Origin of the sequence: Caenimonas soli (genome assembly GCF_013155545.1) — a bacterium.
In the GTDB taxonomy this organism is placed as follows: domain Bacteria; phylum Pseudomonadota; class Gammaproteobacteria; order Burkholderiales; family Burkholderiaceae_C; genus Ramlibacter; species Ramlibacter soli.
Genome location: NZ_JABJVV010000009.1, coordinates 178,535 through 194,487, shown reverse-complemented (window position 1 = coordinate 194,487; position 15,953 = coordinate 178,535). Strand labels below are relative to the sequence as shown.

Annotated in this window: 19 protein-coding genes; 13 read left to right on the top strand and 6 right to left on the bottom strand. The window is 66.9% G+C overall.

Annotated elements, in window-relative coordinates:
• Nucleotides 1–170: 170 nt before the first annotated feature.
• Entirely contained in the window at nt 171–353 is a 183-nt protein-coding gene (locus HNE04_RS15920) for a hypothetical protein (RefSeq protein WP_172220995.1), read from the top strand.
• Entirely contained in the window at nt 346–2,541 is a 2,196-nt protein-coding gene (locus HNE04_RS15915; protein ID WP_172220992.1) for an AsmA family protein, read from the top strand. The genes HNE04_RS15920 and HNE04_RS15915 overlap by 8 nt, the downstream gene beginning before the upstream one ends.
• A gap of 23 nt (nt 2,542–2,564) precedes the next feature.
• On the opposite strand, the gene HNE04_RS15910 is transcribed toward HNE04_RS15915, so the two are convergent.
• Complete coding sequence (locus HNE04_RS15910) at nt 2,565–3,353, bottom strand: GntR family transcriptional regulator (protein ID WP_328700349.1); 789 nt, start codon at nt 3,351–3,353, stop codon at nt 2,565–2,567.
• A gap of 99 nt (nt 3,354–3,452) precedes the next feature.
• Here HNE04_RS15910 and HNE04_RS15905 point away from each other — a divergent pair, with 99 nt between their 5' ends.
• Genes HNE04_RS15905 through HNE04_RS15895 form a run of 3 tightly spaced genes read left to right on the top strand, consistent with a single transcriptional unit; the run spans nt 3,453 to nt 5,931 of the window.
• The gene (locus HNE04_RS15905; RefSeq protein ID WP_172220986.1) at nt 3,453–3,734 is read left to right on the top strand and encodes a UxaA family hydrolase; all 282 of its coding nucleotides are present in this window, start codon (nt 3,453–3,455) and stop codon (nt 3,732–3,734) included.
• Nucleotides 3,735–3,739: 5 nt separating this feature from the next.
• On the top strand, nt 3,740–4,915 hold the full coding sequence (locus HNE04_RS15900) for a UxaA family hydrolase (protein ID WP_172220983.1): 1,176 nt from the start codon (nt 3,740–3,742) through the stop codon (nt 4,913–4,915).
• Nucleotides 4,915–5,931, top strand: a complete 1,017-nt coding sequence (locus HNE04_RS15895; protein ID WP_172220980.1) for an Ldh family oxidoreductase — start codon at nt 4,915–4,917, stop codon at nt 5,929–5,931. The genes HNE04_RS15900 and HNE04_RS15895 overlap by 1 nt, the downstream gene beginning before the upstream one ends.
• Before the next feature lie 85 nt (nt 5,932–6,016).
• Here HNE04_RS15895 and HNE04_RS15890 read toward each other — a convergent pair whose 3' ends face one another.
• From HNE04_RS15890 to gpmA, 4 genes are all read right to left on the bottom strand, one after another.
• On the bottom strand, nt 6,017–6,781 hold the full coding sequence (locus tag HNE04_RS15890; RefSeq protein WP_172220977.1) for a HesA/MoeB/ThiF family protein: 765 nt from the start codon (nt 6,779–6,781) through the stop codon (nt 6,017–6,019).
• A gap of 96 nt (nt 6,782–6,877) precedes the next feature.
• Nucleotides 6,878–8,317, bottom strand: coding sequence for a S41 family peptidase (locus HNE04_RS15885; RefSeq protein ID WP_172220974.1), 1,440 nt, complete (start codon nt 8,315–8,317; stop codon nt 6,878–6,880).
• 178 nt (nt 8,318–8,495) lie between these two features.
• Complete coding sequence (locus HNE04_RS15880; protein ID WP_172220971.1) at nt 8,496–8,669, bottom strand: hypothetical protein; 174 nt, start codon at nt 8,667–8,669, stop codon at nt 8,496–8,498.
• Nucleotides 8,670–8,739: 70 nt separating this feature from the next.
• Complete coding sequence (gene gpmA / locus HNE04_RS15875; RefSeq protein WP_172220968.1) at nt 8,740–9,483, bottom strand: 2,3-diphosphoglycerate-dependent phosphoglycerate mutase; 744 nt, start codon at nt 9,481–9,483, stop codon at nt 8,740–8,742.
• Between the two features lie 81 nt (nt 9,484–9,564).
• Between gpmA and HNE04_RS15870 the strand changes: the two genes are divergently transcribed.
• The 4 genes from HNE04_RS15870 (at nt 9,565) to HNE04_RS15855 (ending at nt 11,833) form a co-directional block, all read left to right on the top strand.
• Nucleotides 9,565–9,972, top strand: a complete 408-nt coding sequence (locus HNE04_RS15870) for a rhodanese-like domain-containing protein (protein WP_172220964.1) — start codon at nt 9,565–9,567, stop codon at nt 9,970–9,972.
• An 11-nt stretch (nt 9,973–9,983) separates the two neighbouring features.
• Nucleotides 9,984–10,256 (top strand): glutaredoxin 3, encoded by a 273-nt coding sequence (gene grxC / locus HNE04_RS15865; protein ID WP_172220961.1) that lies wholly within the window; start codon nt 9,984–9,986, stop codon nt 10,254–10,256.
• A gap of 73 nt (nt 10,257–10,329) precedes the next feature.
• Complete coding sequence (secB, locus tag HNE04_RS15860) at nt 10,330–10,800, top strand: protein-export chaperone SecB (RefSeq protein ID WP_172220958.1); 471 nt, start codon at nt 10,330–10,332, stop codon at nt 10,798–10,800.
• A 28-nt stretch (nt 10,801–10,828) separates the two neighbouring features.
• A complete protein-coding gene (locus tag HNE04_RS15855; protein ID WP_172220955.1) occupies nt 10,829–11,833 on the top strand; it encodes an NAD(P)H-dependent glycerol-3-phosphate dehydrogenase in 1,005 nt (334 codons plus the stop codon).
• Between the two features lie 13 nt (nt 11,834–11,846).
• Here the strand turns inward: HNE04_RS15855 and HNE04_RS15850 are convergent, their stop codons facing one another.
• Complete coding sequence (locus HNE04_RS15850; protein WP_172220952.1) at nt 11,847–12,176, bottom strand: thioredoxin family protein; 330 nt, start codon at nt 12,174–12,176, stop codon at nt 11,847–11,849.
• A 117-nt stretch (nt 12,177–12,293) separates the two neighbouring features.
• On the opposite strand from HNE04_RS15850, the gene nadC reads away from it, so the two are divergent.
• The 4 genes from nadC (at nt 12,294) to HNE04_RS15830 (ending at nt 15,952) form a co-directional block, all read left to right on the top strand.
• Nucleotides 12,294–13,157, top strand: a complete 864-nt coding sequence (gene nadC / locus HNE04_RS15845; protein WP_172220949.1) for a carboxylating nicotinate-nucleotide diphosphorylase — start codon at nt 12,294–12,296, stop codon at nt 13,155–13,157.
• Nucleotides 13,157–14,287 (top strand): quinolinate synthase NadA, encoded by a 1,131-nt coding sequence (gene nadA, locus HNE04_RS15840; RefSeq protein WP_172220946.1) that lies wholly within the window; start codon nt 13,157–13,159, stop codon nt 14,285–14,287. The genes nadC and nadA overlap by 1 nt, the downstream gene beginning before the upstream one ends.
• Before the next feature lie 91 nt (nt 14,288–14,378).
• The gene (locus tag HNE04_RS15835) at nt 14,379–14,735 is read left to right on the top strand and encodes a YciI family protein (RefSeq protein WP_172220943.1); all 357 of its coding nucleotides are present in this window, start codon (nt 14,379–14,381) and stop codon (nt 14,733–14,735) included.
• Nucleotides 14,732–15,952 carry an RNA polymerase sigma factor gene (locus HNE04_RS15830; protein ID WP_207717585.1) on the top strand — a complete coding sequence of 407 codons (1,221 nt, stop codon included), beginning with the start codon at nt 14,732–14,734 and terminating at the stop codon, nt 15,950–15,952. The genes HNE04_RS15835 and HNE04_RS15830 overlap by 4 nt, the downstream gene beginning before the upstream one ends.
• The last annotated feature ends 1 nt before the right edge of the window (nt 15,953 follow it).

Sequence of the window (15,953 nt, the reverse complement as noted above, 5' to 3'; positions counted from 1 at the left end):
GGTTCATTTTGCCAGCCGGACAGGGGTTGACGCGTAGGATGTTTCCTACAGTCCCAATGTAGGCCGGGGATGACAAGACGTCCCGCAAGGCACCGACCGCGCAACACTTTTTAACCTGCCACACTTCCGTGAAACAGGGCTTGATCGAGCCCTCGCAACGGGATGTCGCAATGAAGCTGTTGATCGAGTCGGCAATGATTTTCTTCGGCACGCTGATGGCCGCCGCCCTGGTGGCATTGGGTGAACCGGCGCGCGCCGACCACGCCATTGGGAAAGACGCCGCCGGCGGCCAAGCCTGGGCGGAAGAGGCAACGCCGGCGCTCGCCCGGCCGCTGATGGGGCGGCATGAATGAAGCATCCGCCGCCGCGCACCCCCGCAGGCCGCTATGGCTCAAGGTGCTGGCGGGGCTGGCCGTGCTCGCAGCGCTCCTGGCGCTGCTCGTCGCGTTCTTCCCCTGGGACGTGCTGCGCGGACCGCTGAATCGTTACGTCAGCGAGAAGACCGGACGGCATTTCGAGATCACCCGGCGCCTGGACGTGAAGCTGGGACGCACCACGCGCATCCTGGCCGACGGAATCGAATTCGCCAACCCCGACTGGGCGAAGGATCCGCACCTGGTCAAGGCCGAGGGCGCCGAGATTCACGTCGAGCTCCTGCCGCTCTTCAAGCGCCACATCGTGCTGCCGCGGATCGAGCTGCGTGAGCCGCAACTGGGCCTGCAGGTCGAGCCGGATGGCCGCCGCAGCTGGGCGCTGGGCCGCGATTCGTCGGATCCCAAGAACGTTCCGGACATTGGCGCATTCGTCGTCGACAAGGGCAGCGCGCATTTCATCGCGAGCGAGCACGGCGCCGACATCCACACCGACTTTGCCATCGACGGGCCGCTGACGCTGCCTTCCAAAGCCACGGCGGATGCCGGCATGCCCCTGAGCTTCAGCGCCAAGGGCACCTGGGAGAAGGAGTCGTTCACCGCCAAGGGGCGCACGGGCAATGTGCTCTATCTGAGCGCGCCATTGCAGAATCCTTTCCCCATGCAGATCGACGCGACTGCCGGGGCCACCACCCTGCGCGCGCGCGGCTCGATCGCCAGCCTTTCCACGCTCGACGGCGCGGACGCCGTGTTCGATCTGCAGGGCAAGAACCTGGCGGATCTCTACAAGCTGGTGGGCGTGGTGCTGCCTTCGACACCGCGCTACGCGCTGCATGGCCAGGTTTCCAAAAAGGGCGAGGTCTGGAAGGTGCGCGACATCAAGGGGAAGCTGGGCAACTCCGACTTGAGCGGGGAACTGGCTTTCGACCGGGCGCAGAAGGTGCCGCACCTGGCCGGAAAGCTCAAGTCGAACGTGCTGGACTTCGAGGACCTGGCGCCTTTGGTGGGCCTGCCCGAACAACCCGGCAGCGCAGCGACCGCGCGGCCGGCGCCGGTTGCGGTAGCTGAGGCGCAGCCCGGGCAGCGCAAGGCCAAAAAGCCCAAAGACCCCACGCGCAAGGTCTTGCCGATCGCGCCGCTGGATCTCGCGCGGTTGAAGGCAATGAACTCCGAGGTGATGTACACCGCGGCCAAGGTCACCAACGCGAAGCACTTTCCGCTGGACCGCATTTCCGCAGGCGTGAACCTGAGGAACGGCGTGCTGAACCTCGATCCGCTCAACCTCGGCATCGCAGGCGGCACGGTGGCCGGGCGATTGAATATCGACAGCCACACCAATCCAGCCGCAGTGGAGGTCCACCTGAACGCGAAGTCGCTGGAACTGAGCAAGATGTTCCGCGACGTGCAGCTGACCAAGTCCAGCTTCGGCAAGATCCACGGCGACTTCGACCTGAAGGGGCGCGGCAATTCGGCCGCGCAGATGCTCGGCACTGCCTCGGGCAACGTCGCGTTGTTGATGGGACAAGGACAGATCAGCAACCTGCTGCTCGAGATCGCGGGCCTCGACGGCGCCGAAATCATCAAGTTCCTGTTCCGGGGCGATCAGAACGTGAGACTGCGCTGCGCGGCGACCGCATTCGACGTCAAGAATGGGCTCATGACCAGCCGCGCGCTCGTGCTGGATACCGACGACACGGTGGTGTACGGCGATGGCACGGTCAACCTCGCCACCGAGGGAATGGACCTGTATTTCAGGCCGTACCCGAAGGACATGAGCATCCTCAGCCTGCGCTCGCCGCTCAAGATCGCCGGCACCCTTGGCGCGCCGCAGACCGGCCCCGACAAGGCTGCGCTGGCAGGCCGCGCGGTCGCGGCGCTGGCCCTGGGCGCAATCAATCCGTTGCTGGCCCTGGCCGCGACCGTGGAGACCGGGCCGGGCGCGGACGCCGACTGCGGCGCCATCCTGCGCGCCGCGGCGTCGCCGGACGCAGCCGCCCGTGCCGAGGTGCTGTCACGCGCACAACAGCAAGGCGCAGCGCTGGGTGGCCCGTCGAACGGTTCGAGGTCGCTGTTCGGCCGGCGCACGCCGGAGGAGAAGGCGCCTGCCGCCACCGTCGGCAGCGGCCAGCCGCATGCGCCGGGCGCGGCCGACAAGGCCTACGGCCAATAAGGCCCGCTGCACGGGATTGCCGGCTACCCCTTGGCCAACAGGCTGACGTAGTCGTGGCTGGCGGTGTTGATGGTGGAAATGCGGTATTCCACGGGCTTGTCGCCGAAGGTCAGCGCGACCCGATGCACCTCCAGCACCGGCAGCCCCACGGCCACTCCCAGGATGCGCGCGGTCTCTCGATCGGCGGACCGCGCGCGCGCCCGCTCCCTGGCCCGCAGCACCGTGATCCCGTGGTCGGTCTGGTAGAGGTTGTAGATGGTGCTGGGCCGCTCACGGAAGCGTTTCTCGCTCAGGCCTCTGAATGTCTGGGCGGCTACGACCAGCCGGTCGTGCACGACCGGCCGGCCAGCCAGCGACAGGCGGTTGGCGATGCGCACCACCGGGTCCCCGGGCCTGATGCGCAGGGCGGCCGCCTCGGCCTCGTCGGCCCTGCCGCGGGCGAAGCCTACACACTCCACCTGCGGGTACTCGCGCTCGCGCAGATCGTCGGCCACCGGAAATTCATCGCGCGGCTCGACATGAAAGAACTGGAACAGGAACCGGGCGTCGTTGTGCAGGGCAACGAAAGTGCCCTTGCCCTGTCTTCGCACCAGCACATGCTCATGCACCAGCTCGTCCACCGCCTTGCGCAGCGTGCCGATGCTCACGCCCAGGGCGGTTGCGATCACGGTTTCGCTGGGCAGCGTTTCACCCGGGCCGTACCGCCCGCTCTCGACGACGCGCTGCAACTCGCGCTTGGCTTGCCGGAACAGCGGGCCCGAGGCGCTGGGGGCCAGTTGCTGCAGGCCGTGAGAAGAAGTGCGGGGTGCCACGCCGGCAGTGTAGTCCAGCCAAACCATGTCATCTATATGAGTTGGTTGACAGGCAGGCGCGCCTGCCCAAAACTGCCCGCTCGACACCGTGGAGACACTATGATTCACTTCGTATTGCATGACCCCCGCGACACGGTTGCTGTCGTCGTGGTCGAGGGCGTCAAGGCCGGCGCCGAACTCACCGGCTGGATCATGGACGACGACCGCACCATCAAATTGGTGGCGCGGCAGGACATCCCGATCGGCCACAAGATCGCGCTGAAGGACATGGCCGCGGGCGACACGGTCATGAAGTACGGCATCGACATGGGCAAGGTGGTCGCGCCGATACAGGCCGGCCAGCACGCCCATGTCCACAACATCAAAACCAAACGCTGGTAAGCACCATGTCCATCATCAACAGCGAAACCACCTTCCTGGGCTTCCGCCGCGAGAACGGCCGCGTGGGCGTGCGCAACCACGTCATCATCCTGCCGCTGGACGACCTGTCCAACGCGGCGGCCGAGGCCGTGGCCCACAACATCAAGGGCGCGATGGCGATCCCGCACCCCTACGGCCGCTTGCAGTTCGGCGCCGACCTGGACCTGCACTTTCGCACGCTGATCGGCACCGGCTGCAACCCCAACGTCGCCGCCGTGGTGGTGATCGGCATCGAAGATGGCTGGACCAAGAAGGTGGTGGACGGCATCGCCGCCACCGGCAAGCCCGTCTGCGGCTTCGGCATCGAAGGCCACGGCGACCACGACACCATCATGCGGGCCAGCAAGGCTGCGCGCGAGTATGTGCAGTGGGCCAGCGAAAAACAGCGCGAGCGCTGCGGCATCGCCGAGCTGTGGATCTCGACCAAGTGCGGTGAGTCCGATACGACTTCGGGCTGCGGCGCCAACCCGACCGTCGGCAACGCCTTCGACAAGCTGCACCCGCTGGGCAGTTACCTGTGCTTCGGCGAGACGACCGAGCTGACGGGCGGTGAGCACATCGTGGCGCAGCGCTGCGCCAACGACGCCGTGCGCGAGAAGTTCATGTTCATGTTCAACCGCTACCAGGAAGTGATCAACCGCCACAAGACCAGCGACCTGTCCGACTCGCAGCCGACCAAGGGCAACATTGCCGGCGGCCTGACCACCATCGAGGAGAAGGCACTGGGCAACATCCAGAAGATCGGCCGCAAGTGCACGGTGGACGGCGTCATCGACAAGGCCGAGACCCCGACGCATCCGGGCCTGTGGTTCATGGATTCGTCCAGCGCGGCCGCCGAGATGGTGACGCTGTGCGCGGCCTCGGGCTATGCAGTGCATTTCTTCCCGACAGGGCAGGGCAACGTGATCGGCAACCCGATACTGCCGGTCATCAAGATTTGCGCCAACCCGCGCACTGTGCGGCTGATGAGCGAGCACATCGACGTCGACACCTCAGGGTTGTTGCAGCGCGAGATCACCCTCGACCAGGCCGGCGACCGGCTGCTCGAATCCATGCTGCGCACCGCCAACGGCCGGCTCACCGCGGCCGAGGCACTGGGCCACCGCGAATTCGTGCTGACCCGGCTCTACGAATCGGCCTGATGGAGCGGCTGGCCTTCGACGCCGCGATCGCGCTGGCGGCGCGCGCGCTGCGCCGCGCGGGTGCGAACCAGGCCATGGCCGACAGCACGGCCCGGGCGCTGGTGCTGGCCGAAGCCCAGGGCATCGCTTCGCACGGCCTGGCCCGCGTGGCCCAGTACGCCACGCACCTGCAGAACGGCCGGGCGGACGGCAACGCGATGCCGGCGATCTTGCGGCGCAAGGGCGCTGCCTTGTTGGTCGACGCCAGGCAGGGCCTGGCCTTTCCGGCGTGCGAGCTGGCAGTGCGCGAAGCCATTGGAATCGCTCGCGAGCTGGGAGTGTGCTTCGCCGGAGTCACCAACAGCCATCACGCAGGCGTGCTCGTGGATCACTTGCGCCCGGCGGCCGCTGCGTCCCTGGTCGGCCTGGGCTTTGCCAATTCGCCCGCCGCCATGCCCGCCGCCGGTGGCCGGCATCCGGTGTTCGGCACCAACCCGGTGGCAGCGGTGTTCCCGCGGCGCGATGCCGATGCGCTCACGATCGACCTGTCGCTGTCGGAAGTCGCGCGCGGCAAGCTCATGGTCGCGGCCCGCGAAGGGCGGCCGATTCCCGCAGGCTGGGCGCTGGACAAGAACGGCCTGCCCACCACTGACCCCAAGGCCGCGCTGGAAGGCTCCATGCTGCCCATCGGCGCGGCGAGCAGCCCCAAGGGTGCGATGCTGGCGCTGGTCGTCGAACTACTGGTCACGGCGTTGACCGGGGCCGCCTTCGGATTCGAAGCTTCGTCGTTCTTCATCGATGAAGGCAATGAGCCGCGCATCGGGCAGGCGTTCATCGTCATCGATCCGGCGGCATTGGCCGGAAGCGATGTCTATTTCGAGCGGATGGAAAGCATCATCGGCGAGATGCTGGTCGATGACGGCGTGCGGCTCGCCGGTGAACGGCGGCTGGTGCTGGAACGCAAGGCGCGCGCCGAAGGATTGGAATTGTCCGACGCGCTGATGGCCCAACTGCAGGACCTGTCATCCCGGACTTGATCCGGGATCCATGCTGTTTGTTGCATGGCCTGCTTGTACGCGGCTTCGCTCGGACTTGGTTGGCGCGCAACAGGTGGATCCCGGATCAAGTCCGGGATGACGGCCGCTCGGCGCAGACCGGGCATGCGGGGTTGCGCGGCACCCGCACCTCGCTCCACGCCATCGACCGCCCATCGAGCATTTGCAGCCGCCCCGCCAGCGACGGCCCCGCGCCGCTCAGTAGTTTCAGCGCCTCGGCCGCCTGCATGGCGCCGATGATGCCCACCAGCGGGGCGAACACGCCCATCGTCGCGCAACGGGTTTCCTCGAGCTCCTGGGAGGGCGGGAACACGCAGGCGTAGCAGGGGGACTTTTCGTCGCGGGTGTCGTATACGGAGATCTGCCCGTCGAAGCGGATCGCCGCGCCCGACACCAGCGGCTTGCCATGCTTGACGCAGGCGGCGTTGACGGCGTGCCGGGTAGTGAAGTTGTCGCAGCAGTCGATGACCACGTCGGCATCGGCGACCAGTTCATGCAGCAGCTGCGCATCGGCACGGGCCGTGACCGCGCGCACCTTCGGCTCCGGGTTGATAGCCGCGATGGCCTGCTGGGCGGACAGAGCCTTGGCCTCGCCGACCCGCGCCATGTTGTGGGCGATCTGGCGCTGCAAGTTGGTGAGGTCCACCGTGTCGTGATCGACCAGGGTGATGTGCCCCACGCCGGCCGTGCCCAGGTACAAGGCCACCGGTGAACCCAGCCCGCCGGCGCCGATCACCAGCGCGCGAGCGGCCATGAGGCGTTCCTGGCCTTCCACGCCGATCTCCTCGAGCAGGATATGGCGCGAATAGCGCAGCAGCTGGTCGTCAGTCATGGGGCGATTGTGGGACAAAAAGAAAAGCCGGCTGATCGCCGGCTTTCCCTGGAGCCCGGCCTTCGCCGGGGTGACACGCTGCGTTGCGCTCGCGTGTCAGTTCTCCTTCTTCTCGTCCTTGCGCTCGATGACCTGCGTCTTGCTGATCAGCACCGGCCGGCCCTTGAGCTGGTTCAGAGCTTGCACCAGCTGGAAGTCTTTCTCGGTTCCGAATTCGGGCGCCTTGCGGTCGGCGACCGGCTTCTTGGACTCTTCCTCAGCCTTCTTGCGCGCTTCCTCACGCGCCTTCTCGCGCGACGGATCCTTCACCTCGGCGCCTTGGCCGCTGCCCAGGTGCTTGTCGAGGTCGGCTTCGCGGGTGCGCAGCACCGAGAAGGCATTGCCTTCCTCGGACTCGTCGACCATCACGTCGGGCACGATGCCCCGGGCCTGGATCGACTTGCCACTGGGCGTGAAGTAGCGGGCCGTGGTCAGCTTCAAGCCGGTGTCGGGGCCCAACGGGCGAACCGTCTGAACCGAGCCCTTGCCGAAGGTCTGGCTGCCCAGGATGGTGGCGCGCTTGTGGTCCTGCAGCGCGCCGGCGACGATTTCGCTGGCGGAAGCCGAGCCTTCGTTGACCAGGACGACCAGGGGCACCGTCTTGAGCGCTGCCGGCAGGCGGCGCAGCGGGTCGGATCCGGCGCGGCGCTGGTAGAACTCCGGCGCGGACTTGTAGACGAACTTGCTTTCGGCCAGCTGGCCGTTGGTGGAAACCACCGTCACGTTCTCGGGCAGGAAGGCGGCGGAAATCGCGACGGCCGCGTCCAGCAGGCCGCCCGGGTCATTGCGCAGGTCCAGCACCAGGCCCTTGATGTTCGGTTCGGCCTTGTAGATTTCGTCGACCTTCTTGACGAAGTCGTCCACCGTGCGTTCCTGGAATTGGGAGAGGCGGATCCAGCCGTAACCCGGCTCGATCACCTTGCCGCGCACCGATTGGGTGCGGATTTCCTCGCGCGTGATGGTCACGGGGAAGGTGCGATTCTCGTCCTTGCGGAAGATGGTCAGCATGACCTTGGTGTTGGGCTCGCCGCGCATGCGCTTGACGGCCTCGTTGAGCGTCAGGCCCTTGACCACCGTGTCGTCGATCTTGGTGATCAGGTCGTTGGGCTTCAGGCCGGCGCGGAAGGCGGGGGAGCCCTCGATCGGCGAGACCACCTTGACCAGGCCGTCTTCCTGGGAGATTTCGATGCCCACGCCGACAAAGCGTCCGGAAGTGCCTTCACGGAATTCCTTGAAGGACTTCTTGTCGAAGTACTGCGAGTGCGGATCGAGGCTGGCCACCATGCCGGAAATGGCATCGGTGATGAGCTTTTTCTCGTCCACCGGCTCCACATAGTCGCTCTTGACCATGCCGAACACGGCGGCCAGCTGTTGCAGCTCTTCGAGCGGCAAAGGAGCCAGCGAGCCACGCGCGACCGTCTGCAACGACACCGTGGTGAGCGCACCGGCCAAGGCGCCTACGGAAATCCAGCCGGCAATTTTGAGTTTGTGGCTCATGTCTTAAGAATCCAGTCCTCTACAGTGCTGAAAATATACACCCGCGAAGAGGATATGACGCAACCGTTACGCGAGGGTTCCTCCCGCAGCGCACGTTTGTGGAAAAGTCCCGGGGTTTACCTGATCTTTACGGCCGGCAAACCCCGGGGAACCCACAAGGAGACTTGCGTCGGGGCGTTCAGTCGGCCGGCGCCGCCAGGCTGGCAATGATGTCCAGCAGGGGGCCGACCCGTTCGTCGTTCTGGGCGGCAGCCGTCGCCATGGTCAGCAAGGCCGCCACCCACACAGCGCCGAATACCCAGGAATTGGGCAGGCGCTTCAGGCGGCGGGTGAGGGACTGGGTCTTGCTCATGGTTTTGGCTCCGTGGCGCCACTCTAGCCACGGGAACTCAGCCCGGTTTAGGTAAATTGCTTACCTGCGGCTAGGCCTTGCCCTGGTTGGCCACGGCGGCAGCCGCCTTGGCGGCCACCTCGGGGTCGCCCAGGTAGTAGTGGCGCAGGGGCTTCAGGTCGTCATCCAGCTCGTACACCAGGGGAATGCCGTTGGGAATGTTCAGGCCGACGATGTCGCTGTCGGAAATCCCGTCCAGGTACTTCACCAGCGCCCGGATCGAGTTGCCGTGGGCGGACACCAGCACCCGCCTGCGCGCCTTGATGGCCGGGGCCATGGTCTCGTTCCAGAAGGGCATCACGCGGGCCACGGTGTCTTTCAGGCATTCGGTCAGCGGAATCTGGTCGGGCGAGAGCTTGGCATAGCGGATGTCGCCCCGCTCGCTGCGCGGGTCGCCCGGCTCCAGGGGAGGCGGCGGCACGTCGTAGCTGCGCCGCCACACCAGGACCTGCTCGTCGCCGAATTTCTTGGCCGTTTCGGCCTTGTTCAGGCCCTGCAGGGCGCCATAGTGACGCTCGTTGAGCCGCCAGGAATGCATCACCGGCAGCCAGGTGCGGTCCATCTCGTCCAGGCAATGCCACAGCGTTCGGGTCGCGCGCTTCAGCACGCTGGTGTAACAGAGGTCGAAATCGAAGCCTTCCTGCTTGAGCAGGCGCCCGGAGGTCTTGGCCTGCTCGACGCCGGTGGCCGTGAGGTCCACGTCGGTCCAGCCGGTGAAGCGATTTTCGAGGTTCCAGGTCGATTCGCCGTGGCGGATCAGAACGAGTTTGTGCATGAAGTGGGCCTGTCGGATGCGGTGGCAAACCCGGCATTTTAGAATCGCGGGTTGACCTAATGCCGACTAACAAGGAAAGACGTGAAATTTCTCATCGACAACTGGATGCTCATTTCGGTGGCTTTGGCCTCCGGCGCCATGCTGCTGTGGCCGGCGATCCAGGGCGCGACGGCCGGTGGCTTGTCCACCGCCAACGCAGTGCAGCTCATCAATCGCGAGCGGGCGGTGGTGGTGGATGTGAGCGAAGCCGAGGAGTTCGCGCAGGGCCACGTGGGGGGCGCCAAGAACGTGCCGGTGGGCCAGCTGGAACAACGCCTGCCCGAGGTGGTCAAGAACAAGACCGTGCCATTGATCCTGGTCTGCCCCAACGGCGCTCGCGCCAATCGCGCCTTGGCGGTCGCCAAGAAACTCGGCTACGAGAAGGCCCAAGTGCTGGCCGGCGGGCTGAAAGCGTGGAAAGAGGCTAACCTTCCGGTTGAGAAAGCCTGAAGAAAAAGCCCATGCAGCCCGTCAAGATGTACACCACGGCCGTTTGTCCCTTTTGCATCCGCGCCAAGCAAATCCTCCTGTCCAAAGGCGTTCACGCCATCGACGAAATTCGCGTCGACATGCATCCCCAGGAGCGGGTGCACATGATGCAGATCACCGGCCGGCGCACCGTGCCGCAAATCTTCATCGGTGACACCCATGTCGGCGGCTGCGACGACCTGATGGCGCTGGACAGCCGGGGCGGCCTCATCCCCCTGCTGAAAGGGCCCGCCGTTGCCGGATAATCCCGGCTGAAACCGAAATCCCGGCCCGCTTCGGCAACCCGAGGCGGGCTTTTGCATTGAAAGAGAGAAAACCATGGCCGAACAGCAACAGGACCCCGTATTCCAGATCCAGCGCGTCTACCTGAAGGAAGCCTCGCTCGAGCAGCCCAACTCTCCCGGCATCCTGCTGGAGCAGGAACAGCCTGCCGTTGACATCCAGCTCGGCGTCGAGGCCGCGCAAGCCGCCGATGGCGTCTACGAAGTCTGCGTCACGGCCACCGTGACCACCAAGGTCAAGGACAAGACGGTGTTCCTGGTGGAGGCCAAGCAGGCCGGCATCTTCGAGATCCGCAACCTGCCGGCCGATCAGATGAGCCCCATCATGGGCATCGCCTGCCCGCAGATCGTCTATCCCTACCTGCGCGGCAACGTGGCCGACATCATTACGCGCGCCGGATTCCCGCCGGTGCACCTGGCCGAGATCAACTTCCAGGCCATGTACGAGCAGCAGCAGGCCGAACAGCAGCAGGCGGTCGAGCCTTCGCGCATCATCACGACGGCGTGAAGCCCTGGCTGCAAGGCCTGGGATTGCTATGAAAATCATAGTGTTCGGAGCCGGGGCCTGGGGCACGGCCCTGGCCGCCAACGCGGCCGCGCGGCACGAGGTGACGCTGTGGGCCCGCGATGCGCGACAAGCCCAGGCACTGCAGGCCGAGCGCGAAAACCGCCGCTACCTGCCCGGCGTGGCCTTGCCCGCCAATATCTCCCTCAGCGCCGCCCCCGATGAAAGCCTGGCCCGGCTGGCCGATGCCGCCGACCTGGCACTCATCGCCACACCGATGGCGGGGCTGCGCCAGATGCTTTCGGACTTGCGCGACCACGGCGGGCCGGTGGCCTGGCTGTGCAAGGGGTTCGAAGCGCTCGCGGATGTGCCGGAGGGGTTGCTCGGCCACGAGGTCAAGGCGCAGGTCGCCCCCGGCCTGAAGGCCGGTGTCCTCAGCGGTCCCAGCTTTGCCCAGGAAGTCGCGCGCGGTCAGCCGACGGCCCTGGTTGCGGCCAGCGCCGAGGCCCAGGTGCGGGAAGCGCTGGTGGAGGCCTTTCACGCCGGCAACCTGCGCGTTTACGCCAACGATGACTTGGCCGGAGTGGAAGTAGGCGGCGCCGTGAAGAACGTGCTGGCCATCGCTGCCGGGCTGTGCGATGGCCTGAACCTGGGGCTGAATGCGCGTGCCGCCCTGATCACCCGGGGTCTGGTAGAGATGACCCGCTTGGGGGTCGCGCTGGGCGCGCGTCAGGAGACGTTCACGGGCCTGTCAGGCCTGGGCGACCTGGTGCTCACCGCCACCGGCGACCTGAGCCGGAACCGCCAGGTCGGCTTGCTGTTGGCGCAGGGCAAATCGCTGCAACAAGCCGTGGACTCGCTGGGCCATGTGGCCGAAGGCGTTTACTGCGCCCGCGCCGTGGTCCGCCGGGCCCAGCGCCTCGGCGTGGACATGCCGATCGCCGCTGCCGTGGTGGCCCTGCTCGACGGTGAGCTCGAGCCGGCCCAGGCCGTGGCCGCGCTGATGGGCCGGGGGCCGGTCGCGGAAGCCGCGTAGGCGCGCGCGGCGCTCAGGCGGTACCGCTCGCGATTCGGTTCAGCGCCTGCTGGACCTGATCGAAGCTCTGCGGCCGCACCACGCGGGTCTCTTCCTTGCCGTCCTTGAGGAAGACCAGCGTCGGCCACAGCTTGACCCCAAACGATCGCCCCAAGGGGCGGCCGCTGCCATCCTCGACCTTGATGTGCCGCATGCCGTTGTGCGAAGCCAGGGCTTGCCCGATCAATGGCTGGGCTGCCCGGCAGTAGCCGCACCACGGCGTGCCGAACTCCAGCAGAGTGGGCCCGCCCAGGGCCTCGATCTCAGCCCGCGACGGTTCTGTTTGTGCATAGACTGTGTTCATGACCCCTATTTTCTTCAAAACCAGTGTCACCGCCGCGTAGGCGCATGCCGCCGACACGGGTGAGCCCAATCCGGGGGTGGGCGGCGAACTGAGCACGATGCCGCTATGCTTGCCGGGATGGCAAGTCTGTTCGATTTTTCCCCCGGCAGCGTGAGCGAACTCGCGAGTGAAGATGCGAGGCGGGCCCTGGCCGAAGACGTGGGCGCCGGCGACCTCACGGCCGGCCTGGTCGATCCTGCCCGGCGGGCCCGGGCCCGGGTACTGGCCCGCGAGTCCGCGGTGATCTGCGGCGCGCCCTGGGCCGAGGCGGCGCTGCGGCAGGTCGATCCGAAAGCAGAAATCCGTTGGCTGGTGGCCGAAGGCCAGCGCAGCATGGCCGACCAGGTCGTGCTGGAGATCGAAGGCTCGGCGCGGGGTCTGTTGACGGCCGAGAGGACGGCGCTGAATTTCCTGCAGCTGCTCAGCGCGGTGGCGACCAAGACCGCCGTTTATGTCGAGGCGGTGCGCGGCACTCGCGCGCAGATCGTCGATACGCGCAAGACATTGCCAGGGCTGCGGCTGGCGCAGAAATACGCCGTGCGCGTGGGCGGCGGCACCAACCACCGCATCGGCCTGTACGACGCGGTGCTGATCAAGGAGAACCATATCGCCGCGGCGGGCGGGGTGACCCAGGTGCTGAAAGCGGCGACAACGGTGGCGGCGCAGGCGTCCTTTGTCGAGATCGAGGTTGAAACGCTGGCCCAGCTGGAAGAGGCGCTGGCGGCCGGGGCGAAGATGATCCTCCTGGACAACATGGACCTGCCGACTCTGCGCGAGGCCGTTCGCATCAACGACGGCCGCGCGATCCTGGAAATTTCGGGCGGCGTCACGCTGGACAGCGTGCGCGCCCTTGCGGAAACCGGTGTGGACCGCATCTCCATCGGAGCCTTGACCAAGGACGTGAAGGCCACCGATTTCTCCATGCGGCTGAAGGAAATCTGATGAGCGCTGTGATCCCCATCTTCGACGTCGAGTATGAGCATCCCATCCCGGGCGAGACCTCGGGCAGCGCCTGCGATACCAAGCACGCCTGGGCCCGCGTGCCGGTGGAACCATCCCCCGGCGAGCGGGTCGCGCTCAAGGACAAGATCCGGCGCCTGCTCAAGGAGCGCAATGCCGTGATGGTCTCGCACTACTACGTGCATCCCGACCTGCAGGACCTGGCCGAGGAAACCGGCGGCATCGTGAGCGATTCGCTGGAGATGGCCCGGTTCGGCCGCGACCATGCGGCGCAGACCCTCGTCGTGTCGGGCGTGCGCTTCATGGGCGAGACCGCCAAGATCCTGTCGCCCGAAAAGCGCGTGCTGATGCCGGACCTGGACGCCACCTGCTCGCTCGACCTGGGCTGTCCCGCCGACGAGTTCTCGGCGTTTTGCGACCAGCACCCGGATCGCACGGTAGTGGTCTACGCCAACACCAGCGCCGCGGTAAAGGCGCGTTCCGACTGGCTGGTCACGTCCAGCTGCGCCGTCGACATCGTGCGCGCCCTCAAGGACAAGGGCCACAAGATCCTGTGGGCGCCCGACAAACACCTGGGCACCTACATCCAGCGCGAAACCGGCGCCGACATGGTGCTGTGGAACGGCTCGTGCATCGTGCACGACGAGTTCAAGGCGTTCGAGCTGGAAGACCTGAAGAAGCAATATCCCCAGGCCAAGGTGCTGGTGCACCCCGAGTCGCCGGCCGATGTGGTGGCCCTGGCCGACTCCGTGGGTTCGACCTCCGCCATCTTGAAGGCCGCGCGCGAGATGGACGCCCGGGAGTTCATCGTCGCCACCGACAACGGCATGATGCACAAGCTGCGCACCCTCAACCCGGACAAGTTCTTCATCGAAGCGCCCACTGCCGGCAACAGCGCGACCTGCAAGAGCTGCGCGCATTGCCCCTGGATGGCGATGAACGGGCTGGCGGGCCTGGCGCAGGTGCTGGAGAGCGGCAGCAACGAGGTTCACGTCGATCCAGCCCTGGGCACGCGCGCCAAGGTGCCGATCGACCGCATGCTGGCTTTCACGGCCGCGCTGAAGAGCGGGCAGCCGGCCGGTGCGCTGGTGCCCAACATCGGCGCGGCGTAAATTTGCTTCGCAGTGATGTCGAATCCGGGCCTGGCCGGTCGACATTGTCAGACGGCGCATGGTGCGCCGTCCTGACCACAAGGAGCTATCCATGGAATACATGCTGCTGATCCACGCCGACGGGACCAAGTTCGAGTCCATGCCGCAGGAGGCGAAATCGCAGGCACTCGCTGCCTACGGGGCCTACACCGAAGCGCTGAACAAAGCCGGCATCGTCCGCTCGAGCAATCGGCTGCGCCCGGGCAGCACCGCCACGACGGTGCGGGTGCGCGACGGCAAGACCGAAGTGCTCAACGGGCCCTTCATTGAAACCCGCGAGGAGCTGGGGGGCTACTTCCTGATCGATGTGCCCGACCTGGACGCCGCGCTGTCCTGGGCCGCCCGCTGTCCCGGCGCGGCTCACGGCACTGTGGAAGTGCGCCCGGTGTGGGCCATGGGAGCGCCTTGACGCCAGCCGAGGCGGCCGAAGGCGCGGCGCGCCGCAGTTACGGCAAGCTGGTCGCTTTCCTTTCGGCCCGCACCCGCGATGTGGCCGGGGCCGAGGACGCCTTGTCCGAAGCCTTCGCCGCTGCCTTGGCCGACTGGCCGCTGCGCGGAGTTCCGGACAACCCCGAGGCCTGGCTGTTGGTGGTGGCGCGCCGTAAATTGGTGGATGCGGTGCGCGCGCGCATCCATGGCGAAGCGGCGGCAGAACACCTGCAACTGCTGGCGCCAACGGCCGAGTCCGAGGACAGCGGCTTGCCGGACCGGCGGTTGGAGCTGCTGTTCGCCTGCGCCCACCCCGCTATCGATCGCTCCGTTCGGGCCCCGCTGGTGCTGCAGGTCGTACTCGGCTTCGACGCCGCCACCATCGCCTCGGCCTTCCTGGTGGCGCCGGCCGCCATGGGCCAGCGCCTGGTGCGCGCCAAGGCCAAGATCCGCCAGGCCGGCATTGCGTTCCAGGTACCCGAGCGCTCGCAATTGCCGGAACGCCTGGACTCAGTGCTGGAAGCCATTTACGCAGCTTATGCCGAAGGCTGGTCGGACGCGGAAGGGGCCGATCCGGTGCGGCGCAACCTGGCCGACGAAGCCATCTGGCTGGGCCGGCTGGTGGTGGCCTTGTTGCCGCACGAGCCCGAGGCTTTGGGGCTGCTCGCCTTGATGCTGCACGCGCATGCCCGCCGGCGCGCCCGCCGCGATGCCCAAGGCGAGTATGTACCGCTCGCATCGCAGGACACCGGCTTGTGGGACAACGAGATGATCGAGGAAGCGGAAGCCCTGCTGTTGCGCGCCAGCCGTGCCGCGGCGCCGGGCCGCTATCAGCTCGAGGCGGCCGTGCAGTCGGCCCACTGCGTGCGCAGGCGCGAGGGGCGCGCCGACTGGGCCGCCATCGCCACGCTCTACGAGGCCCTGCAGGCTCTGACGGGCTCGCCTGTCGCGGCCCTCAACCGTGCCGTGGCATTGGCACAGGCCGAGGGGACGCAGGCGGGGCTCGCTGCGTTGGAGGCGCTGGCCGGCGATGCCCGGCTGGCGCAGTACCAGCCGTACTGGGCGGCCCGCGCCGAATTGCTCTCGCGCAGCGGTGCGCGGGCGCAGGCCCTGGAGGCGTATCAGCAGGCGATCGGCCTGGAGCGCGACCCGGCGGTGCGCCGCCATCTGCAGCGCCGCGCGGCGCTGCTGGGCTAGT